Genomic DNA, 24,371 nt, shown 5'->3' with positions numbered 1-24,371 from the left:
TCGCAGGACCGGGACACCATATTCCGGGCCACCGCTGAAAATTCCATGGCATGACCATGTCGTTCGCCAGGAGGATCTGTGCTTTCCGCCTTCGTATCGGCCTTCCGGACTCCGGACTTACGGCGGAAGATTCTCTTCACGCTGGGGTTGGTCGCGCTGTACCGTGCCGGTGCCGCGTTGCCGTCGCCCGGTGTCGACTACAAAGCGGTGCAAGAGTGCGTCGATCTGGTCTCCGGCGGTGAGAACGCCGGTATCTACCAGCTGATCAACCTGTTCTCCGGTGGTGCGCTGCTGCAATTGTCGGTCTTCGCGATCGGCATCATGCCCTACATCACCGCGAGCATCATCATTCAGCTGCTGACGGTCGTCATCCCGCGGTTCGAGGAACTGCGTAAGGAAGGCCAGGCCGGTCAGACCAAGATGACGCAGTACACGCGTTATCTGTCGATCGCGCTCGCCGTGCTGCAAGCCACCGGTCTGGTCGCGCTCGCGGCCCGCGGTCAGCTGTTGCAAGGCTGCCAGCAGGACATTCTCGCAGACACCAGTATCTTCGGCATGATCATCATCGTGCTGGTCATGACCGCCGGTGCGGCCCTGGTCATGTGGTTCGGTGAGCAGATCACCGAGCGCGGTGTCGGCAACGGTATGTCGCTGCTGATCTTCGCCGGTATCGCCGCCCGCATCCCCACCGAGGGCAAGGCCATTCTGGACAGCCGCGGTGGCCTGGTGTTCGGCCTGGTGTGTCTGGCCGCGTTCGCGATCATCGTCGCGGTGATCTTCGTCGAACAGGGTCAGCGTCGGATTCCGGTGCAGTACGCCAAACGTGTGGTCGGCCGCAAGATGTACGGCGGATCGTCGACCTACCTGCCGTTGAAGGTGAACCAGGCCGGTGTCATCCCGGTGATCTTCGCGTCCTCGCTGCTGTATCTGCCGAATCTGATCGCGCAGCTGACGGGGTCGCAGAACAACCCGGACCCGAGCTGGTGGCAGGAACTCATCCAGAAATACCTGGTGAACCCGGGCAACCCGGTCTATATCGCGATCTACTTCGGTCTGATCGTGTTCTTCACCTACTTCTATGTCGCGATCACCTTCAACCCGGAGGAACGCGCCGACGAGATGAAGAAGTTCGGCGGCTTCATTCCCGGCTACCGTCCCGGTAAGCCGACCGCCGATCACCTCAGTTTCGTGCTGAGCCGCATCACCCTCCCCGGCTCGATCTACCTCGGTCTCGTGGCCGTCCTGCCGAACCTGTTCCTCGATATCGGCAACAGCGGCGGTGTGCAGAACCTGCCGTTCGGCGGTACCGCCGTGCTGATCATGGTGAGCGTCGGTTTGGACACCGTGAAGCAGATCGAAAGCCAACTGATGAATCGAAATTACGAAGGGTTCCTCAAGTGAGAGTTGTACTGCTCGGACCGCCGGGTGCCGGCAAGGGCACGCAAGCCGTTCTGCTGTCGGAAAAGCTCGGCGTGCCACACATCTCCACGGGGGACCTGTTCCGTGCGAACATCAGCCAGCAGACCCCGCTGGGTCGCGAGGCGCAGAAGTACATCGATGCCGGGGATCTGGTCCCCAGCGATGTGACCAACCGGATGGTCGAGGCGAGGGTGGCCGAGCCCGACGCGGCGAACGGTTTCGTGCTCGACGGTTACCCGCGCACGGTCGATCAGGCCGATGCGCTGGAGAAGATCCTCGGCGATATGGACAAGAAGCTGGACGCCGTCCTCTGCTTCGTCGTTCCCGAAGAGGTGCTCACCGAGCGCATGCTCGCGCGCGGCCGCGGCGATGACAACGCGGACGTGATCCGCAACCGGCTCCGGGTGTACCGCTCGGAGACCGAGCCGCTGCTCGAGCACTACGACGGCCTGGTCGTCACCGTCGACGGTGTCGGCGAGATCGACGAGGTCAACGCCCGCGCCCTGGTCGCGCTGGGACACTGATCATCCACTCGACGATGGAGCACTGAGGCGCCATGGTTTTCGGCCGCAAGCGCAAGAAGGTGGTGCCGTTCCGCACGGCGGGTGAAGTGGACGCGATGGCGGCCGCGGGTGCGGTCGTCGGCTGCGCCCTGGTCGCTGTACGGGACGCAGCTGTCGCGGGGGCCTCGACGCTCGACCTCGACCAGGTCGCCGAGCAGGTCATTCGTGATGCCGGCGCGGTTCCGTCGTTCAAGGGGTATCAGGGGTTCCCGGCCTCGATCTGTGCCTCGGTCAACGACCGGGTGGTGCACGGTATCCCGTCCGCCGAGGAGATCCTCGCCGAGGGCGATCTGGTATCGATCGACTGCGGCGCCATCCTCGACGGCTGGCACGGCGATTCGGCCTGGACCTTCGGCGTCGGTGAACTCACCGAGGCCGACCGGCTGCTGAGTGAGGCCACCCGACTCGCGATGGAATCCGGTATCGAGGCCATGCTGCCGGAGAACCGGCTCTCCGATGTCTCCCATGCCATCGAACTGGGCACGCGGGCGGCGGAGAAAGCGCACGGCCGCGCCTACGGCATCGTCGACGGATACGGTGGCCACGCCATCGGCCGCGAAATGCATATGGAGCCGTTCCTGCCCAATGAGGGCGAGCCGGGCAAGGGCCCGTTGCTGGTGGTCGGTTCGGTGCTGGCGATCGAGCCGATGCTCACCCTCGGCACCAGTGAGACCGAGATCCTCGACGACGACTGGACCGTGGTGACCGCGGACGGCACCCGCGCCGCGCACTGGGAGCACACCGTGGCCGTTACCGAGGACGGGCCGCGCATCCTCACTCCGCGCCCCGAGTAGAACCTCGAGTTTTCGGCGGAGGCCCGTGCGCTCGCACGGGCCTCCGCCTTTTCGTGGAACCGGGTGCGCGGGGTGGTGCCGATGCGGGTCAGCCCTCGAGGAGCAGGGTGACCGGGCCGTCGTTGGTGAGATCGACGTGCATGTGGGCGCCGAAGCGGCCGGTGGCGACGGTGGCGCCGAGGGCGCGTAGGGAGTCGGCGAAGTGGTCGACGAGGGGTTCGGCTGCCGGTCCCGGCGCGGCGGCGGACCAGGAGGGGCGTCGGCCCTTTCTGGTGTCGGCGTACAGGGTGAACTGACTGATCACCAGGATCGGCGCGTCGAGATCGGCGGCGCTGCGTTCGCCGTCGAGGATGCGTAATCGCCACAGCTTGTCGGCCAGGGCGGTCGCGATGGCCTCGGTGTCGTCGTGGGTGACGCCGACCAGCGCCACCAGGCCGTGTGGTGCGCCGTGGGCTGCGGGATCGATACTGCCGACGACTTCGCCGTCGACGGTCACCCGGGCCGCTGTCACGCGCTGAAGCAGGACTCGCACACCCGTCATCATCGCAGGCGGGCCTACGACCGCGGATGCCGCCGCCCGTCCGGAACGTTCGGTATTGATCCTTTACGGCGTCGGCCCGAACCCGCGTGCCACCACCGCGCCACCTCCGATTCAACCAGTCGCAACTCGGGATTCGTGATCGGCTGCCACAGTCGCAGACGAGCAGATGGAGTGCGGGGGTCCGCACGGGCGGTGAGGAGCGAGCATGGGTGCCGACAAGGTCGATGTCGATCCCGACGATTTCCGCCGGGCCGCGGAGAAGACCGGTGGGGTGCGCGACAGGGTGCAGGGCATCCTCGACGAATTGCAGACCTCGATCGCCTCGCGCGGCGCGCCGTGGGGCAATGACAAGATGGGTGCGTCGTTCACCGATGGCGAGAACGGCTACTTCGCCGCCCGCGAGAGCCTGACCGGCAATCTGGACAATGTCGTCAACTCCTTCAACAACTTCCGCAGCGGTCAGGCGCAGACCGTGACCGAGTTGAAGAAGATGGAACGCGGCAACGAAGACGGCTTCCAATGATCGGGAGCCGCTGATCCGATGCCGAACGAACAAGCGAAGGCCCAGCTCGCGAGCCTGGTCGATGAGGTGACCCAGCAGTTCCGGGATATCGCGCGCATCCAGGAGGAGCGCAATCAGCTCACCGCGAGCGCGACCGTCCGGCGCAAGCGGGTCACCGTCACCGTGAACGCCGACGGCACGGTCATCGACACGAAATTCGGGCCGAATATCGAGGGACTGACCTATCCCGAGATCGCCGCAGCCGTCACCGAAGCGGCGCAGAAGGCGACCGCCGAGGTGATGCGCAAGGGCCAGCAGTTGATGAGCCCGCTCGACGACAGGCGGGCCAGGCTGCCGAAACTGTCCGATCTCATCGAGGGGATGCCGGATCTGACCGGGCACTTGCCGACGCCGCAGCGCGCCTCGACCGCCTCACCCGCCGCGCGGAACCGTGCACTGGTCGACGACGGCAGCGCGGCACCGGAATTCGAGAATGCCGAGGTGCTGAACAAGCCGGACGAGGACGGTGGAGTCACCGCTTCCGGCTGGTGAGCTGATCCAGGCGCGCGATGGCGATCGATTTTCCCAGCGTTCTGGGGTGGGTTGTCGGCAGCGAGTGGCCGGACGGCAATGAAGACGATATGTGGCTGCTCGCCGAAGACTGGCGGAAAGCGGCCAAGGAGCTAGAGGACGTCATCGCCGATGTCCGCGCGGCCAAAACGGCGTCGCTGAACGCGTATCCGGCGGGCGAGGCGCCGACGGAGATGGCCAAAGCGTTCGATTCGATGCTGTACGCCACCGAAGGCCATGACAAGGGTTCGCTCGAGCAGTTGATCGAGGGACTCGAGAGCATGGGCGAGTCGGCCGACAAAATGGGCACCGAGATCGAATACGCCAAGCTCATGTTCATCTCGTCGCTGGTCCTGCTCGCGGCCGAGCTGGCGCTGGCCTGGGTTTTCCCGCCCACCGCGCCCGCGGTGCAGGCCGCGGCCATCGCGCTCACCCGGATCGCGGCGCGCGTCATCTCCCAGCGGGTCATGGCCGCCATCCGCAGCATGGTGCTCGCGCTGGCTCGTAAGAAGTTCTTGCAGTTCATGGTGCGTCACGTGGCCATCGACACCATCATCGGCACCGGTCAGGATCTCGGTATCCAGGCCTATCAGGTGTCGCAGGGGCATCGCGACAAGGTCGACTGGACTCAGGTCGGCGTGACCGCCATCAGTTCGGCCGCCGGTGGTGCCGCCGCCGGGCCGCTGGCCAATCGGATCAGCCGCGGGCTGGGTGCGCGTTATCGTCCTGATGGCACCATGATTCGTCCGCCACGGGTCGGCAATGTCATGAACGGGATGCTCAGCGGTGCGGGGGCGGGCCTGGCCGGTTCGGTGGCGGGCTACGGTGCGAGTCTGGGTGCGCAGTTCGGCGCCGACTGGGCCAAAGAAGGTTTCAGCGCCGAGGGCTGGGACAAGGCGAAGGACAACCTCGGCAACGCGATCAACAATTTCGATCCACGCGCCATCACCGCGGGTGTCTCGAATGGCGCGATGAGCGGTGCGAACAAGGCGCGGGCGAACCAGTTCTGGCAGAACCATCGGCCGGGGCTGTTCAACGGGAACAGTTTCCAGTCGCGGATCGATTCGGTGATCTTCGGTGGCAGTGATCCGGGGAGGGGTGGATTCGGGCCCGGTGGAACGAATCCAGGGCCCGACCCGACGCGACCGGGTGGGACCGATCCCGGTGCCGGGCCGTCGACACCCGGTAGAGCGGATCCTGGTGCTGCGCCGTCGAGGGGCGCGGGGCCGAGTAATTCTGGTGCTGGGCCGAGTAATTCGGGTGCGGGGCCCAGCAGTTCAGGCGGCGGGTCCAGTAACTCGGGTGCAGGGCCCAGTAATTCGGGTGGCGGCCCCACCAACTCGGGTGCCGACCCGAGCAATTCTGGCGCGGGTCCCGGCAGCGACAACGGTCCGGCCGATCAGCGGAGCAGCTCGGGTGAGGATCGCTCCGCACCTGGTCGTGACGACCACCGCGCCGACGACGGTTCGCGACCCGCGCCGGGCGATAGCGATCGGCACGGCGAAGGCGGCGACCCAGGGGCCTCCGCGTCCGACAGCGGTCGCGGCGAGAACGCGGACAGCGGCGATTCGGGCCGCGCCGGTGATGCCGCCCGCGGCGGTGAGGGTGCAGGCGATCGCTCCGGTGAGAGCCGCGCGGGTGCCGCGCCGTCGGGCAGCGACGGTATCCGGGCCGATGGCGGGTTGCAGGCTCAGCCCCGGGCCGGTGATGACGGCGTCATCGGGTTCCACGGCGAGCCAGGCATCGTGCCCGCGCAGCACGGCGAGACCGGCGTCGCCGACGTCGAGGTCCAGTCCGGCGATCCGATACCGTCCGCGGCGGCGCCGACCCCGGTGGCGCCTGCGCCGGGCGCACCCACCCAGAACCCAGCGCCCGGGCCAGTGCAGTCCGGTGGCGAAAATCGCGGTGGTGCAGCATCTTCCAGCCCGGCCAGGCCCGCTTCACCCATCGACGGCCGCCTGCCATCCGCTGACGCGCCGACCGGAGCCGATCGGCCACCGGTAGGCGATGTTGCCGCGCGTACCGACCCCACCGGCCCGGTGCGCGACGAGCAGGTCGCACCACCGGAAACTCGTGCGGGAGCGGTTGATCGGCTGGTAGTCGGCGGTGACACCCACCAGCCCGGCGTTCAGGCAGGCACACGCGACGATTCCGTGGGCGACGCGGCGACGGGCGATCGTGACGCTGCGAGCAACCGGGTGGCCGACGCCAACGATCCGGCCGACCGTGGCGTGGCAGGGCGGGATGCGGTAGGCGATCGTGACGTATCAGCTGACCGGGATGGCGTGGGTGATCGTGACCGGGCGGCTGGTCGTGACCGCGTGGGCGATCGTGCGGGGCAGGCCGATCGTGATGTGGTGGGTGATCGACACGGGGCTGCCGACCGTGACCGGGTAAGCGACCGTGATCAGACAGCTGACCATGACTCGATAGCCGATGGTGACCGGCCCGCACGAGCGGGTGGGCCGGTGGTTCGATCCGAGTCGGGGAGCGCCGAGGGGCAGACTTCCGCGCGGGACGCCGGGGATGCGGACGCGCGGCGTACCGCCGATGACAACCGCGCGGCCGCCGCCGGAGAGCAGCGGGCCGGGGTGCCGGACCCCGACGAGCTGCGGGCGCGCGATCACTCCGATATCCGTTCCGACCGCGTCGATGACGAATCCGCTCCGCCAGCACCGATGTTCGTCATTCCGCCCCCGGATCTGTCCGGCTCCGGTGCTGCGGGGCGCGACGACAACCGGGGTATCAACCGTATCGGCCAGCGCGACGACACCTCGGTCACCGATCGGCGCGGCGACGCTGCCCGTGCCGAACGGCCCGAGAACATGCCCGCCGGTGTCGGCGACGGCCGGATATCCGATGAGCCGAGTGCCCCGATCGACTCCGGGCGCCGTGGCAACGATCTGTTGCTGAGCAACGGGCGGCGGATGGATTCCTATCTCCCCGATACCGAGATCGTCTCGCGCGTCGACGCTCAACTGGCCGAGGTCACTCCGCAGACCGCGCACGCCTATCTGTCCGATCTGGCACGGCACCACCAACCCGGACTCACCATCCGCGATACGCCGCACAATCGCGCCGAGCTACCCGGCGCCGAGCTGCCCCGGCCGATCCGTGGTGATCTGGTGCTGGAAGTGCCACCACAGCACACCGATCCGCCGACAGCGGTGCTCGCGGCGGCCGAGCGGCTCGGTATCACCATCCGGGACACCGACGGCCACATCTACGAACTCGGTGACGATGCGGGCGCTCACCACGGCGGGGACGCCGCACGCCGGGGTCGCTGTGCCGAACTGGCGCTGCGTCTGCTCAAAGAGCTCGTCGGGATCGACGCGATCACCCCGCCCAAGCGTCTGATCGGCCCGGACGGCATGACGGCGAGTGAGGTCGAGGCGGCGGCGGGCGGGCGGCTGCGCCCCTTCGCTGGCCATCGGTCCATCGCGCAGCGGCTGATCACACTCGGCGACGGTGCGTCGGCGCTGGTCGTCGACAACTATGCGGGCGCCACCGATCGCTATCGGGTCGGTGCGCATGCGTATGCGCTGGTCAATGAGAACGGCACCATCGTGGTGCGCGATCCGGGCGCCGGGCGTGTCGAGGGCTTCCCGCCGACCTTGCCGCGTGAGGTACGCGAGGTGCGTGCCGTCCTGTACACCGCTGACCGTACTCCGGTCGAACCGCTCGGCGACGCCGCGCCCGCGGGGACCGGCCGCGAGACCGGGGAGCGGATCGGGCAGCCGAGCGACGCGACTCCGGTAGGGCCCCAACCGCATCCCGCGGGGGCGCCGGTGCCTGCGGGGATGTTCGTCGGCAGCGATGGGTTCCTGCACCGGCCCGGTGATCGTCCCGACTCCTACCGCGATCCGGACGGCACCTGGCATCACTTGATCGACCGTCCGAACACCTTCCGTGACAAGAACTTCCAGCTCTCCGGGCCGCGCGGATGGATTCCGGATCCGCTGGTCGCCGCCGGGTACCTGCACCGGGCGGACCCAGGTCCGGGGACGGACTATCAGGTCACCGACCCGGCGATCATCGATCAGCTGGCGAAGGCCTCCGCCGCCCGGCTCGTGCTACAGACTCGGCGCGACGGGGTGCGGGTCTCGCTGCGCGGCCCGATGGCGTCTTTCGGCATCACCGATATCCACGATCTGGCGCCGAAACGGCTCGGTGCCGAGATGCAGAATCAGCAACGCGGGATAGCGGCCGATCGCTCGCTGTCGGAAACCGATCGGGTGCAGCGGTTGAAGGAGCTGCACAAACTGCGCACCCTCGCCGAGAAGTACAACACTCTCGGTCAAGAGATGGTCGCCACCTCCAAGCTCCTCGGCGAACTCGGCGGGACCGCCTTTGCCATGGACCCGGTGCTGCGGCCGGGCGCGGTCCAGATCACGCCGTTCGACGGCGCCTTCGACGGTGCGAACGTCGTCGATATCGCGGTACTGGTGCCGGGAACGGACGGCAACCCGCCGACACTGGTGGTGGTCGAGGCCAAGGGCGTCGGATCCACCCTCGGCGGATCGAAAACCGCCAGTGCCCAACAGGGTTCGGCCGAATACCTGCGGCGTACGGTCGCCATCGATCAGAACCTGGCCGCCATTCTCACCGAGACGCCCGACCAGATGCGGGCACGCGGCATCGATCCCGACAGCCCCGACGGCCGTGCGCTGACCGCAGCCAAGGATGAACTGCTGCGCGCCCACCACAACCGCACCCTGCGATTCGAGTACCACCTCGCGCACACCTCCGAGACCGGCGAGGTCACGGTGAGCAGATTCCGGATCGACCGCGCGGGAGTCCCGGTCGATATCGACGTGATCGGTGGGATCGAGGCCACGACACCGGCGGACGAGCGAGGCCCGACCGAGCCCGTGGACGGTGACGCAGATCGGACGAGTGGCTCGGACGATCCGACCGATCATGTTGTGCCGCCCGTCGATAACGACCATCTGGGCGACCGAGAAGGCCGTGACGACGCCGGTCGGGACGACTCGATCACGCAACGCCCGGAGAACACCGACCCGCTGGGCGGACCCATCTCCGACGACTGGACGGCGCTGTCCCCGCTCGAGGTCGGCGAACACCTGCGCGAGCGGCTGAGCAGCCTGCTGGACAATCCCGATCTGGAGGTGTTCGGATTCGACCGCTCGGATCTGGACGCAGGTGTCGCGCGTGAATTCGCCAGGGCCATGGTCGATATGGCCGGACGGTATCCGCAGGTCGATATCCGTCGCGTCGGTATCGGTGAGCTGCCCGCGGGCGTGATGGGGATGACCCGGCCGTTCACCGATCCCGCCACCGGTGCGATGCGTGCCGACTCGCTCACCCTCAGCAGCCGCTACGCCGCGGACGGGGCGGCGTTCCGGCAGTGGATGAGTGAACGGGTCGACTCGGGTCGGTTCCATCCGTCGGTCATGGACCGGCCGGTCTACGCCGCCGCGGTGCACGAGTTCGCCCACGCTGTCGACTACGCGGGTCGCCGTGCCGCACGGCTCGCACTCGATGACGACCTCATCGACGTCTACGTCAACAATCGGCTCGGCGCGGGCACCGTCGACGGCTATGACGACTGGCTGCGCAGCCAACTCACCGGCTACAGCTTCGACAAGGCCGGCGTTCTCGATCCGGGTGAGGCACTGGCCGAAGCCTTCGTCGATGTCGTGCTCAATGGCCGCGACAACGTGAACGTCGCGGTGGGCGCGGCCTACGACCTGCTGACGGGAACCGCGGAACGCGCGCACCCCGACCGCACGGCGGAGGCTGGAACCGAGCTGCGGGGCGCCGCCGCATCGCGTGGCCCGGACACGCCGCGTGACCAGGACACATCGCGAGATCGGGACACGCAGCGTGGCGACGACGTGCCACCCCGTCGAGGCGCCTCGGATGGCGACGGTGCGATGCGTGCCGAGGATCCGGTGCCCGACGATGCGGACCGGCTCGGCGACCACGATGCCTCCGATGGTGACCCGGACCGGATGTCCACCGGCCCCCAGTTGCGTCCACCCGGCGACGACATCACCCTCGACGATCACGACGCCGAGATACTCGGGTTCACCGATACCGACGAGTGGTCGAACCTGGATCCCCGCGAAGTGGGGGAGCGGCTGCGGGATCAGTTGCGGGAGGGGATGGGCAATCCCGACTTCGAGGTGTTCGGCTTCGATCTTCCGGGCCTCAATCCGCAGGTGGTGCGCGAGTTCGCCCGGGGCATCACCGATATGTACGCGCGGCACCCGCAGGTGGATCTGCGCTCGGTCGGCATCGGTACGCTCGACCACGGGGTGCTCGGCGAAACCGTCGGCCGGATCGACCACACGACGGGGGCGGTGTACTCGGAGTCGATCACTCTCGACTACATCCTCGCCTCCAGCGCGTACGGATTCCGTGAGCAGGCGCGCGTCGGCATCGCCAACGGCCAGTTCACCCAGACGATCCTGCGTCGCCCGGTGTACTTCGTCGCGGTACACGAATACGGGCACGCCCTCGACCACGGCGGCAACGGTGCGGCCAGACAGCAGGCCGAAGGGTTGCTGCTGCGGCTGGCCGAGGAGGATCCGAACGGCGATTTCGGCGAATGGTTGGGCCAGCTCAGCGGTTACAGCCTCGATGACGGCCTGCTCCGGCCCGGTGAAGCGCTGGCCGAGGCGCTCGCCGAATACGTCGTCGGTGGTCCGGAGGCCGCGAACACTCCGGTCCGGATCCTGCGCGACCTGCTGATCAGTTCTGCCGAGAACCGGTTGAACGAGGGCGATCCGGGAACCGCGGGATCCGATCGAATCGACACCGCACCACGGACACCGGGCGACGCCGATCCCGGCGAGCCCGAAGCCGGTGCCGGAGGCGGCGCGAAGAAGCCTCCCGCCGATCCACCGCGGTCCGCGTCGGAGCCCGGGGGTGTCGAGCCGGGCGACGAGAAGACACCACCGGTTGCGGGCGAGCCCGAATCCGGCGGTGCGAAGAAGCCGCTCACCGACCCGTCGACGCCCCTTGCGGACGAGTCGGAAACCGGCGGCGAAGGGTCGGCAACAGGCCCACCGCGGACGTCGCCGCTACTCGGAGAACCGGAAGGGGCTGATACACGGCGAGATTCGGGCACCGACGATTCGATCGAGCCCGATTCGATCGTCCCTCCGCCCCAGGTCACCATCGACGTCGACGGCGAGCAGGTCCGTATCGACGTCGTCGCGGACGGGCCGGACCGCTGGCGGGTATTCCCGGAGCGCACCGGACCCGATGCGGTCGATACCCGGTCGCGAGCGCGCCGCGAATGGGATGCGGTGCGCGAGATGATGCCGGTCCGCGAGGTGCAGCCGAAGTATCCGTCGGGGTCTCTGGTCGGTGACTCGGCCGGGCAGGCAGCCATTCGTGACGGCGTGGCCGCGGCCCCTGACCTGTTCGGTCCGCCACCTCCCGCGCCGCCACCCCCGCCGCCGTCGGATCTGCCTCGGTTCGAGGCTCCGCCAGCGGGCGGCGAACCGGATCCGACGCTGTTGCGGATCGGCCAGCAGGCCCCGATCTGGATCCAGAACCGCGAGCTGATCCCGATCTTCGGTGAGCTTTCCGGGCGTATGCGTGACGCTGCGGGCGAGCATCTGCCGATGCGGACCCCGGACGGTCAGGAGTATCGCCCGGAACTCACCGACGGCGACCCGGATCTGGTGCGCGAGCAGCTGATATCGGATCTCGATGTCAGGCGCATCACCCCCGAGACCGCGCGCGACGATCTGCTGCGGGTGTTCGAAGGCGCGAATGCCGAACAGCGGCAACGGATCATCGACGATCTGGTGGAGCGCGACCTCATCACCGCCGAGGAAGCCGACCGGCTCGCCGATGAACCACCGGCCGACGCCACCCCGCCCGAACCGCCCGGTCCGCCGCCGGAGGGCGAATCGCTCACCGATGCGGCGCGCCGCCTGCTCGACGTCGAATTGCCCGACGAGAGCTACCAGACGCTGCGCGACCTCATCGACGAGCACCAGTACCGCGTGGTGCGCGCCGCCGCGTCGATCGAGGGCCTCGCCGCCGCGGCGCAGCGCTTCCATGAGGAGCAGACCCTCCCGTTCACCCGTGCGGAGTGGGACGCAAGCCCCGATGCGAACGCTCCGGGACTGGATCGGGGCGCCGACCCGGCTCGGCTCGACGGACCGGCCCGCCGCCGCGACGACACCGACGATGTCCTCGACGACGACTACCTCGACGACACCGACGATCCCGAGAGCGGCCGCCGCCCGAGCCGGTTCGCCGAACCCGATCCGGCGGGCCGCGCGGTGCCGTTCGACGGCTCGGTCAGCTTTATCGACCAGAACCCCATGGGCCGCTTCCGCAACGAGATGATCGCGGCATTCGGCCACCCTCTCGGCCTGCTGGACACGGTGCCGATCGGCAATGGCGCCGACCCGCTGCCGGAATGGGGTGACGGCGACGAACTCGGCCGCGACGAGGGCCTGCGCAAGTTCTTCGAACACGCACTGCGCCGCGATCAGCTGCGCGATGAACTGGCCACCTGGGCGGCCATGCGCGATCTCGACGTGCGCCAGCTCGCCCGCGACCTGGTGGACGACACCCTGAACGCATTGCGCGAGGCCAATGTCGCGCGTTCGGCTCGCGTGGCGGAATTCGCCGAGCTGGCGCGGCAGCGATTTCCGGAGGCGGACCGGGGTGCGCCGGTCGGGGATTCGATCGGCGATCAGGCCGTCCGGATACCGATGTCGGACGGTCCGGACCGTCTGGTCATCGTCGACGGTGCCCGCAGCAGACATCAGGTCCTCGCCGACGCGCTCGCAGGCGATCCGCAGCTGGTGCATGACCTCGCCGACGGGCGCCTGACCGTCGACTATCGGGCCACGCGCACCGATTGGACCGGCCGCACCCAGCTCGAGCCCGTCGATACCCCGCAGGTTCTGCATCGGCAGGAAACCGTCGACGGTCGCCAACTGAACGTGACCCTGATCCGTGAGGGCGACGGTCCATGGCGTGCGGTGCCCGAATCGGACTCACCACCCACCTCGACGGCCGAGGGCGCCGACCCCGTGACCTCCGCGCCGCGGCCGCGCGCGGAGATCGTCGCCGACCTCGTCCGGGTGATGCACGAACTCGGGCTCGGCCCGGCCGATGTGCATCCCGACATGATCGACCGGACCGCCGCCGATCAGCTACTCGACAACGCCGTGCGGGCCGCGCAGATCGAAGGCCTCGCCGATTTCATCCGCTCCGCCAACGACATCCAGACCTTCCACGAGGTCGGCGACGCCCGCAGCAGGCTGGCGACCAGGCTCGGCATACCGCAGGCCGACCTCACCGGCGACACCATGGGTGCCGCGCTCAGCGACACCGCCCAGCGTCGAGCCCTGCGCTCACAGCAGCTCGTCGACCTCGCCGGATACGCCAAACAATTGCGTGAGGTCGATGCGGGGGCGGTGGACGCCGCACGGAACCGGCTGGCCGAACGGCTCGTTTCCGATTCGGTCGCCCGGGCGTTGACCAAGCAGAAGTTCGCCGATCGGGCGGGAGTCCCGCTCGTCCATGCTGCGCTGATGCCGCCGGGCCGGGTCGATGTGCCCGGCAAGGGCCGCAAGTTCGCCGTCGATCCGTCGGCTCTGTCACCGGTGAAGCTCAGAACGGTGATTCGTGATCTGGAGGCCACCGGTAAGGGCGAGCTGGTGCGCGAGGCGCTCACCGAATACGCGAACGCCCTGCTGGCCATCGACCCGTACGCGGGCGTGGCGCGCGGCGATACCGACGCCGATCCGCGCGTCATCGACGGCAAGTTCCCGATGCACGACCGGGACTCCATGACGGTGCTGCGTGAGATCATCACCGATGCGGTACGGGCCTGCGGCGCCGATGATTTCGCGCGCGCGGTCGCCGAGGCGGCACGACGTCCCGACAGTGGGCCGCTGCCGAGCGATGATCCGGCGCGGCGGCCGACCGCCAACCGTGATTGGGCCCGGATCGTCGGCGTGGACATCACCGACGCCGACGACGCCACCTTCCGCAAGGTGTACGAGGCCTACCGGGACGGGCGCATCGAGAAGCACGAGGGGCTCAGCCCGGAGAAGCTGGCCGCCGAACTCGCCGCCCTGCGCAACGAAGTCCGCGACCGCGCCCAGCGCATCAGAGACCTCGTCCGCCTCGCCGACGAATTCGCTCGCGCGATGCGGGAGGCACAGGGCGCGGCGGGGAGTCCACCCGATCCGATCGCGGGCGCGAACGGTGCGAAGGCGGAGGAACCGACGGATGGTTCGGGGCCCGAGGCGACCGCCGGTGGTGCTGCTCCGCCCGGCGGCCCGCCCTCGGGTCCGCCGAAAGCGCCGTCGTCGCCGGATGATCCGGGGGATGGTGATGGTGATCCCGCTGACGATGTTCTGCCCGGTGACAATCCCCCCGGCGACGGAACCGGTGCGGTGAAACCCGCTGACCTCGCGGGTCTTCCATCGGACTGGTACGAACGGCAGCAGATCATCCAGGCCGAATGGGAAGCCAGGATGGCCGCCGAACATGCCGCCTTCCTGCGCGCCCAGGCCGACGCGCACCCCGACGACCGCTGGGCAGGCCTACGCGCCGACCAAGCCGAATGGTCGGCCCGTATGGCCGAGGAACGCGTCCAGTGGTTGCGCGACACCGCGATCCACCCGCACCCCGAACCCCCGGACTCACCCCCCGACCCTGCATCCGGACCGAAGGGCCCGCAGCCCCCCGAAGGCCCCGGCTCCGCACCCACCGACCCGAACACTCCGCGCCGACCACAGGCACCGAACGGTGCAGAGCCACCCCAGAATCCACCACCGCACCCGCCGATGCCGTCGTATCCGCCGATGCCGTCGTATCCGCCGCCCGCACATCCGGCTGGGCCGCCGAACACCGCGGGCCCGGATCAACCGGTGCCGTCCGGGAATCAGGCGTCCCCGAGTGCGGATGTGTCGAATGCGGGTCGGGACGCCGAGCGCGGTGGGGCCGATCGGGAGTGGGGTGCTCGGCCGTTCGCCGATATCGTCGATTTCCTGCGCGAGGTCGCATTGCGGAATCAGACCGATCCGGTGCCACTGTCGGATCGGGAGTGGCGTCATGTGGATCGGTTGGCCGAGTCGCTCGGGTTGGGGAAGCGGCTGACGGAGCATCCCGATCCATTGGGTGCGCTGGCCGAACTCGCCGAGCTGGCGGATCTGCACGGGCACCTCGGTGCGGCGCTGCATCCGGACGCGGGTCCGCTGCGCCCGATGCGGTTCCCCGAGGACTTCACCTATCCCGCGACCGACCGGCCCGGTCTGTGGTTCCCGCCGGAACCGGGACATTCCCCGCTCGCACACACGCCCGATCCGGTGGGCGAGGGTGTCGCGCGTAGCGGCAATGTGCTGATGCCGCGGGTCAATCCGATTGCCGAGGTCGCCGCCGAGCTGGCCCGCAGGTATGGACTCGGCGCCGATGATCTCGAGACCGCGCGGCTGGCGGATACCGTCACCGCCGAGCAGTACCGCAATCTCCTGCGGGCGGCGGCGGTCGAAACGCTGGCCGAGGCCCTCGCCCGGCTCGACGCCGTCACCGACCCCGACGAGGTCGCCGCCGCCACGGCCGAACGAGACCGGTGGGCCGGACGCCTTGACGTCGACCCGAGCGACCTCACCGATCGCCCCGATCAGACCATCGACCGGCTTCGCGGCGACGTACTGCGCCGCGTCACCGATATCGATGACCTCGCCGACGCGGTCCTCGCGGACCGGCAGGAACAAACCGGGCAGACCGACGCACGCCGCTATGTCATCACCGTCGAGGGCGACCGCGTCCCGGTCCGATTGGTCGATGACGGCGACGGCGGCTGGCGAGTCGAGGCGCCGGAGCGGTTGCGCCCGCCAGCCGAGCGGCCCGAACCGCCCGCGCCCAAGGAGATCGAGAAGAAGCGCTCGTGGTTGCGTCGCGTATGGGATGCGCTGCGCGGCGGGTACGGCGGCGCGAATCCGAAGTACCCCTCCGGGTCCGGCGTCGACGGCGCCGGTCAATCGTTCCTCGGTCACGGTTACCTCCCGATCGACCTGACCAGCACCAAACCGGCCATCACACCGGGCGGTTCACCGACCGAGGAACTCACCACCAAATTCAACCCCGCCCGCATCCTCAAAGAGGGTGTGACGATGTGGCGCAGCCGGGAACACATTCCGCTGCTGCGCCATCTCACCGGGCGGCTACCGACCCGCACCGGTGATGTCGCGCCGATCTTCACCCCCGACGGCGACGAGTACGCGCCGTGGATCGATGAGGCGGATCCGAAGCTGCTGCGCGAGATCCAGGCGGATCTGGAACTGGCCGGGCTCGACGGCGGCGCACCACCTGTTCGCGCCGAGCTACCGCCCGGCGATCCGGTCGACCGGCCGGGGGAGGTCGAAGGTGGTGAGCCGCTACCGGATTGGGCACGCGATCTCGCCGACAACCTGCGCCTACGTGCGGCCGATGCCGCCGAGCTGCGTCGGCTGGCTGGTCTGCTCGGTATGCGCCTGTCCGATCTGGATCCGGAAACCCTGCGCCGGGCGGGCGCCGACGCACGTTACGGGTTCATGCGCCGCGCCGGTGCCATCGAAGGTCTCTATGCCGCGTCCCGGCGCTACAACGCCGAGCACGACGCCGTCCCCTACGCCGATTCGACCAGCTTCTTCGATGAGGATCCGCTGGGACGTTCGCTGATCGACAGGGCCCGCGCCCGCGGTGAGCGCACCGAGATGCTCGAATGGGAGGGCGTCAACAACGGCGGCGAACCCGGCCTCGACTGGGGTCCGGAGGTGCCGCCGGAGCGGGACAAGGGCAACAGCCTGCATTTCCAGGACGCATTGCGGCGCGAGCAGATTCGCGATGAGCGCGGCGTGTGGGCGCAGGTGCTCGGCATCGACCTCGGCGAACTGTCACCGTCGACGCGGCTGGACGAGACGATTCGGGCGCTGCGCGACGGACTACCCGCACGCGCCGACCTGGTCGGCGAATTCACCGATCGAATCCGCGCATTCCTCGCCGCCGATTCCGCCGACCGTGTGGTCCGCGCACCCGGTGAGCCGCCGCGGATCATCGTCGTCAATGGCAGCGGCGACCACGAGGTGACACTGGCCGATGCGCTGGCCCGCGATCCCGAGCTGGCCGGGCAGGTCGACCGCGGTGAGGTGGAGGTCGAGTTCCACAGCGCGTTCCTCGACCGCGACGGCATCGTCCATATCGTGCAGCTGGACACGCCGGAGGTCCGGCACTTCCGCGGGGAGATCGACGGACGTCCGGTCGCGGTGACGATGGTGCGTGAGCCGGACGGTGCTTGGCGCGCGGTCCCCGATCCCGTCCCTGCTGACGGGGTGCCCGGCCGGGCCGATCGGGTGCCTGGCGGGGCCGATGGGATACGTGGCCCGGCTGATGGGACAGCGGACCGCGCTGATGGGGTATCCGGCCGGACCGACAGGGTGCCTCCCCGTGCTGAGGGGGTGCCTGACCGGGCTGACGACGTGTCCGGCCGGGCCGACGGGGCGCCTGCCCGCGACAACGGAGCGTCCGGCCGGGACCACGGGAGACCCGGCCGCGTGGATGGAGCGCTTGGGCGAGATGACGGGACAACCACCGACGCCGACGGGACACCGGGGCTATCTGATCGGTCAACCGGCCGGGTCGAGGACGTTTCCGGGGCGGCCGATCGGGCTCCCTCCGCCGAACCGGCCGATCCCCACACGACCGAGGGCGACGCCGGGCAGGCCCCGACCCCGCGCAGCGCCGAAAGCATTCGCGCCGAACGTAATGCGCTGGCCGGGCAACTCGGTATCGCCGATCCCGATGCGCTCACACCGCAGCAGTGGGCCGACGAACTCGCCCGGCGATGGCAGGACAATGTCCTGCGCGCCACGCAGATCGAGGGCCTGCTCGACGTCACCCGCAGTGCCGATGCGATCGACCGGTACAACGCGCTCGACAAGGTGCTCGGCCATCTGGCGAACCGGCTCGAGGTCGGTCGCGCCGAGCTGACTCCCGAACTGGTCGCGCGGATCATCGCCGACCCCGTCACCCCGGACTCCCGCAGACTTCAGCAGCTCGAGGACCTGGCCGAGTATGCCGAACAGCTGCGGGAGTTGAAGAAGAGCACGGTCAACGCGGCGGTGCAGCGGTTGGCCCAGCGGCTCGGTGTGCCGCCCGAGGAGTTGTACGACTCGAGTTTCACCTCCGACCTCAGCCATCGGGTGCCGAACCCGGACAGCCTCGATCCCGCGGGAATGCGGCGGGCGATCAACGCCATGGTCTACTCGATGGCCGACCATCCGGCGGTGGTCGACGCACTGGCCGACTTCGTGCGCGCGCTCGGCGAGGTCGACCCCTACACTCGCGATCTGCGACGCGATCCGAGCGCCGATCCGCGCGTCGGCGGCAGTGAACTCCCCGTCCACGACCCCTCCTCGCTCGCCTTCCTGCTCGACATTCTCGGTGACACCGGACTTTTCGCGCCGCTGGGCAGCGGCGCACCCCCGGATGCCTCCGGCCGTAGACCAAGCCGCGACTACCTGCGCATCCTGGGTGTCGATATCACCGATGCCAGCGACGATGCCTGGGACGAGGCGTACACGAAGTTCCGCGACGGCCGCCTCGACCTGCACGAACGTCTGAAGCCGGCCCAGCTCGCCGAGGTGCAGGCCGCCCTGCGCGAGGAGATCCGTCAACGCGCCGCCGACCTCCGCCACCTCGCCCGACTGGCCGACGATTTCCACAACGCCACTCCCACCCCACCCCTGGACCCGCCCCATCCCCGCAACCCCGACGGCTCCTGGCGCCCCGGCGACGACCCCGACCCCACACCACCCGTCCCCGGCGACACGCCACCCGCACAACCCCCCGCCGCCCCCGGCGTCGCGAAAGCGCTACCCGCCGACCCGAACCCGGAACCGGACGGTTCCGACGCGCACAAGGGCTCCACCGCCGAGTCGGACAATCCTCCGCCCACGGACGACACGGACTCGGGCACCGAGCCGACTCCGGAATCCGGTGGGGGATCGAAGAAGCCGCCGGAGCTGCCGCCGGGCTCCGCCGAACCGGACGAGCCCGGCGACTCCGATGGTCCAGCCGATCGAAACGCGTCGCCGGATCGGGACCGCGCGGCCGATGATTCCGGCGAGAAGCCACCGCTACCCGCTGAGCCGGACGACACCGATGACGGCAGTCGTTCGGGCGATGACGGTAAATCGCCGAAATCCGAACCGGAACCTGACGGCTTCGACGAGCACAAGGATTCCGATGGGCCGGACAGCGACGCAGAGCCGGACCGGCCGGACAACGACAACGGCGAGCAGGATGGGCCGAACAGCGATCCGCGCGCTCAGATGTCGCCCGAGGTCAGAGCCGAATACGACCGTCTCGCCGCCGAGCGGGCCGAGGCGGTGGCTCGGCGTGAGGAATGGCGCGATATCCGGGATATGCGCGCCGAGCGTCAGCCCATCGATGACCATGACGACTATGCCGCGCTGAACTCGGACAATCTGCGGCCGACCATGGACGAGTTGCGGGGCCGGACCATGCGGGTCGACGAAATGCCGCGCCGCCTGGCCGAACTCGACGCGCTCGAACGTGCCGCCGAACGGTTCAACGAGACCGACGCCGACATCACCCGGTTCGACGAGGACATGGCGCGCCTGGAACGTTCGGTCACGCCGGTCGGTGCGTACGACCGGCTGGTCCAGCAGCGCCAGGACCTGGCCCGCGAACGCGAGTTCTGGCGCGCCAAACGCGATGACCGCGCCATGCGCCACGGCCTCGTCGACGACGACGGCCGCGTCGACGAGGCCGCGCTGCGCGGCGACCGGCTGGAGCCGACCATCCTGCGCCTCTACGACGAGACCGCAGCGCGGACCGTCGACGACCCCGGCGGTATCGATGAAGGACCGAGCCAGGCCCGCGCCCCACGCACCGCCGCCGAACAGGCCGAACGGCGTGCGGCGATCGCCAAACTCGCCGAGGCCGCGAGCACCTGCAACCGGCTCGACGCCGCCGTCGATCAGGTGGACCGGCAGCTCGCCGAACTCGAACGCGCCGGTGTCGGGGAGGGCAGGCCACGGTCGCAGGAGGTCGTCGCCGAACTCGACCGCCTGGCCAGACAACGCGCCGAGGCGCTGCACCGGATCAAACCGCGCCGCGCCATGCGTGACGATCTCGCGGCACGCCTGCGTGTCGTCGACGAGCACGGCCGCCCCGACGAGGCCGCGCTCGCACCGGATCGGCGCGACGAAACCCTCGCATTCCTGCGCGCCCGCGCCCATTACGACATGCTCACCGGCGTGACAGACGGCGGCCCGCGCACCCTGCTGCGTGACGTCGACGCGTTGGCCGACGCCGCCCGCGATGTGAACCGCACCCACAACCTCGTCGGCCGCATCCAAGACCGGATGGCGGGTCTCGCCGGTGCCTGGCGGGCGCAGATCGAGGAAGCGGGCGGCCGCATGGTGACCCCGCGCGTCGGCATCATCGTCGACGGTGACGCCACCCGGATCGTGGTCTTCGGCCTGCGCGATGAACTCGGCCGCCCGCACCGCAGCGATATCGACGACGCATTCGCCACCGCCGTGCGGACGAACGCGCTGATCGCGCAGTCGATGATGGACGGCGCCACCACCGTCGAACTGCGCCGGGTGCGCGCCGACCGCGAAGGTGCGTGCGAGATCGAAGAACTCGGCCTGCTCGAGGTGGAGCGGTTGAGCACCGGCTGGGTCGGCGGCGATCGTCTCGACATCACCTCATGGCGCGACGGCGAAGGAAACTGGCATCGGATCGACCCGACCCGCCCGGATTGGCGGACCGGGCGCGATACCAGCGAAACGAGTAAACCCAAGGCGGAGCGGTACAAGAAGTACACCCGCAAGGACCCGCCGGACGGTGTGAGCGGCTGGGCCATGGAGGACGTCGTCAACGACATCACCCTGCCGACCGACGATATCCCGGATGGCAAGGTCCCCGAGAGCACCCTGCCGGTGAACGCACCGCAGGCGCCGACGCTGTACAACACCTCAGGACTGGAACCGAACCAGATCTTCGGCCAGCACTGGGGCGCCGACTCCTACAACGTCGTCCGGCTGCTGCTGATGGCGGCGGAAGTGCCCAAACATCCGGCGGTGAAGGCCTGGATCCAGCGGCATCCGTGGATCGGTCGATGGGTGCAGGCCCGACCGTGGTTGCAGCGGATACCACCGTTCGGGACGGTGTTCCGCAACTACGAGTGGTTCGCGCCGCCGGAGCGGAATGTGCAGCCCATGATCCGCTCCTGGGATCCCGCCGATCATTATCCGGGTCTCGATGATGTGCCGGAATCGTTGCGGCAGCAATGGGATCGGGAAGCCGCGCAGTGGCAGGAGGTGCAGGAGTGGGCCGACGCCGAATATCAGCGGTTCCTGGACGATCCCGACGATCTGGACCGGATCGCGGCGGGTATCGAGGAGTATCGCCGGGCGCAGCAGGTGGAGCGGGCGCGGCAGGTCATCGATCGGGTGCGCCGGGAGCTGGTGGACGGGCACACCTGGATCGATCCGAGCCGTGACGTCGATGCCCAGATCCAGGCGGTGCACGCCGAGATCGACCGCGTCGCCGAGGCATTGGCAGCTCAGTTCGCCGCCGACGATCCCGTCGCCGTCCGCGACACCGTCGAGGATGTGCGCGAACTGCTCATGACCGGTGTCGAACCGGAGCTGATCGCGGGCGCCTTGGCCACGCATATGCGCGACGACGTCCCGGTGTTCACCCCGGCGCAGCTCGCGCAGATCAAACGTCACCTCATGGAGGCCGAGCCACTGGCCCGCGACTACGCCGACCCGAACGGGCCGTTCGTGCACACGCCGATGAACCGCCTCGCCGACGTCGCGGAAGCCTGGAATCGCCTGCGTAAAGGGGCACCGCTGCCGCAGGACTTCATCCTGCTGCACGATGCCCTCGCCGAATCCGATTTCCTGCGCGCGAACCCGCTCGCCACCTGGCAGGACGCCAATGCCAAAGCCATCGGCCTCGGCTACCACTGGGACGCCGACCGCCCACCCCTCACCGAATGGCGCGCCGGAATCCCCTACACCCCCACCCGCCCCACCCAGCGCCCCTTCCTCCCCGAACGCCCCACCGACCGGGAACTCCCACCCACCCAACCGAACCCACCCGCCCTCACCCCGCCCCCCGCCGACCCCGACGAAAACGGACCCACCCCCGCCCAACCCCCCGCGACCCCACCGCACACCCCCACCCCGGCATCCGCCGGTCCCGACCCGGCCCCGTCCGAAGCGCCGTCGCGTGATGAGGGCGCGGATTCGTCGGCCGGTGATGATCGCGACCGCGCACGGCGACCCATTGGTGATGGAGACCGTGGCGGTGCTTCGCGATCGGTTGGTGATGACGGCAGCGATGGTGGTGCGCGTTCCGATGGTGATGGTGCTTCGCTGCTCACCGGCGACGACGGCGGTGATGACGCGGGTCGGCCGGTGGGTGACAGTGGTAGCGATGGTGCACACCGATCCACAGCTGACGGCGATCGTGATGACGCGACCAATCCTGGTGAGCCGGAACGCCCTCGGCGCACACCCGCCTACCGTTCCCGCATCCCGAAGCTGCCGCATGACGAAGAGTTCGAGTTCCCCCGAGTCGAACCCATAGACACGGTCGACCCTGCACCCTGGCACCCGCCCCAACCTCCGGTTCCGCCGCAGCCTCCGGTTCCACCGCAACCTCCGGTTCCACCGCAACCTCCGGTGCCACCCGCTCCTCCCGTGTACCCGGAGCCACCGGCCCCTCCACACCTACCCCTGCCTCCGGTGCCTCCGGTTCCGCCGCAGTCTCCGGTTCCGCCGCAGTCTCCGGTTCCGCCGCAGTCTCCGGTTCCGCCGCAGTCTCCGGTTCCGCCGCAGTCTCCGGTTCCGCCGCAGTCTCCGGTTCCGCCGCAACCTCCGGTACCGCCACAGCCTCCGGTGCCACCCGCTCCTCCCGTGCATCCGGAGCCACCGGCCCCTCCACGCCCACCTCTGCCTCCGGTCCCTCCGGTGCTGCCGGAACCGCCCGTGCCTCCTGCACCGCCACAACCTCCGCTACCACCTGTTCCGCCGGTTCCCCCGGCGTTGCCGTTCCCTCCGCACCTACCCTTGCCGCCCGTACCCCCGGAACTCCCCGTACCTCCGACGTCCCCGATCGTGCCGCCGCCAGCTCCTACCGACCCACCGGCCCCGCCGCACCATCCTGTTCCGCCCGTTCTTCCTCTTCCGCCGGAGTCGCCACAACTACCGCAGCTACCGCACCCGCCGGAGCTACCGGAATCGTCGCCGCACTATCGGTGGGAGCCGTCCGCGCCGACTTCTGGAGAGCGGCAGGTGCAGGATCCGTCGCGGTGGCAGACGACTCTCGGTGACCGTCCAGTAGGTGCCGGAAGTACGGTTCCAGCCTCGGCTGGTGCGCCGCAGCCCGAGCAAGAGCACCAGTACCCGCCGAACGTCGGCGACCACCCGGGCAACGGCCAGGCGGCTCCGATGACTCCAGTGCCCCCTCCACCGATGCCGGGTCCACCTCCGACCAGCAATGCGCACACCGGCAACAGGCCGACCCGCCCCAGGGTCGGGCAAAGCCGCATGCACGGCCCGCTCATGGTGCAACCGTTCGCCGGTTTCGGCGTCACGGCCGAATTCGACCCGGTGACCGGCGCACTCCAGGCGGTGTCGGCGCCCGCGGCCGCCTCGGCCGGGGTCTACGGTGACCTGGGCGAGGCCAAGGTCGTGTTCTATCGCCATGGTGCGGGGCTGGCCTTGCGGACCGACGGTCGTACGATCGAGCTGGACGGGCCGGTCGAGGTCGAGTGGGGGCAGGTCGCGTATCGCACCACCCGGTTCGCGGTGATCGAGGACGGCGTCGTCGTGTTCGAGGCGATCTACCGGAGCCTCCCGCCGGAGATGGACCTGGGCGCGCTGGTGCACGGCGTGCTCGCCGACCCCGAACGCCGCGCGGCGATCTTTCCGGGACAACAGTGA

At 69.2% G+C, this 24,371-nt stretch carries 7 protein-coding genes; 6 read left to right on the top strand and 1 reads right to left on the bottom strand.

From position 1 onward, the window contains the following. The first annotated feature begins 78 nt into the window (after window positions 1–78). From secY to map, 3 genes are read left to right on the top strand one after another with little or no spacing between them, the layout of a single operon-like run. The gene (secY, locus tag QH168_RS08970) at window positions 79–1,401 is read left to right on the top strand and encodes a preprotein translocase subunit SecY (protein WP_280234062.1); all 1,323 of its coding nucleotides are present in this window, start codon (window positions 79–81) and stop codon (window positions 1,399–1,401) included. Continuing rightward, on the top strand, window positions 1,398–1,943 hold the full coding sequence (locus tag QH168_RS08965; RefSeq protein WP_280234061.1) for an adenylate kinase: 546 nt from the start codon (window positions 1,398–1,400) through the stop codon (window positions 1,941–1,943). Before secY ends, QH168_RS08965 begins: the two co-directional genes overlap by 4 nt. Before the next feature lie 32 nt (window positions 1,944–1,975). Then, window positions 1,976–2,776: a type I methionyl aminopeptidase gene (gene map, locus QH168_RS08960; RefSeq protein WP_280234060.1), complete on the top strand. Its 801-nt coding sequence runs from the start codon at window positions 1,976–1,978 to the stop codon at window positions 2,774–2,776. 88 nt (window positions 2,777–2,864) lie between these two features. Here map and dtd read toward each other — a convergent pair whose 3' ends face one another. Further along, window positions 2,865–3,308 (bottom strand): D-aminoacyl-tRNA deacylase, encoded by a 444-nt coding sequence (gene dtd / locus QH168_RS08955; RefSeq protein ID WP_280234059.1) that lies wholly within the window; start codon window positions 3,306–3,308, stop codon window positions 2,865–2,867. 214 nt (window positions 3,309–3,522) lie between these two features. Between dtd and QH168_RS08950 the strand changes: the two genes are divergently transcribed. The 3 genes from QH168_RS08950 to QH168_RS08940 are packed head-to-tail and all read left to right on the top strand — an operon-like array spanning window position 3,523 to window position 24,371. After that, on the top strand, window positions 3,523–3,840 hold the full coding sequence (locus QH168_RS08950; protein ID WP_280234058.1) for a hypothetical protein: 318 nt from the start codon (window positions 3,523–3,525) through the stop codon (window positions 3,838–3,840). A gap of 18 nt (window positions 3,841–3,858) precedes the next feature. After that, complete coding sequence (locus QH168_RS08945; protein ID WP_280234057.1) at window positions 3,859–4,371, top strand: YbaB/EbfC family nucleoid-associated protein; 513 nt, start codon at window positions 3,859–3,861, stop codon at window positions 4,369–4,371. Window positions 4,372–4,388: 17 nt separating this feature from the next. Beyond that, complete coding sequence (locus QH168_RS08940) at window positions 4,389–24,371, top strand: hypothetical protein (protein WP_280234056.1); 19,983 nt, start codon at window positions 4,389–4,391, stop codon at window positions 24,369–24,371.

The organism is Nocardia cyriacigeorgica (assembly GCF_029868385.1).
In the GTDB taxonomy this organism is placed as follows: Bacteria; Actinomycetota; Actinomycetes; order Mycobacteriales; family Mycobacteriaceae; genus Nocardia; species Nocardia cyriacigeorgica_F.
The sequence above is the reverse complement of the archived record's forward strand: the minus strand, read 5'-3'. Positions and strand labels throughout refer to the sequence as shown.

Coding starts and splice junctions, on each gene's coding strand:
- map (WP_280234060.1), top strand. CDS start 1,976: ATGGTTTTCGGCCGCAAGCGCAAGAAGGTGGTGCCGTTCCGCACGGCG.
- QH168_RS08950 (WP_280234058.1), top strand. CDS start 3,523: ATGGGTGCCGACAAGGTCGATGTCGATCCCGACGATTTCCGCCGGGCC.
- QH168_RS08945 (WP_280234057.1), top strand. CDS start 3,859: ATGCCGAACGAACAAGCGAAGGCCCAGCTCGCGAGCCTGGTCGATGAG.
- QH168_RS08940 (WP_280234056.1), top strand. CDS start 4,389: ATGGCGATCGATTTTCCCAGCGTTCTGGGGTGGGTTGTCGGCAGCGAG.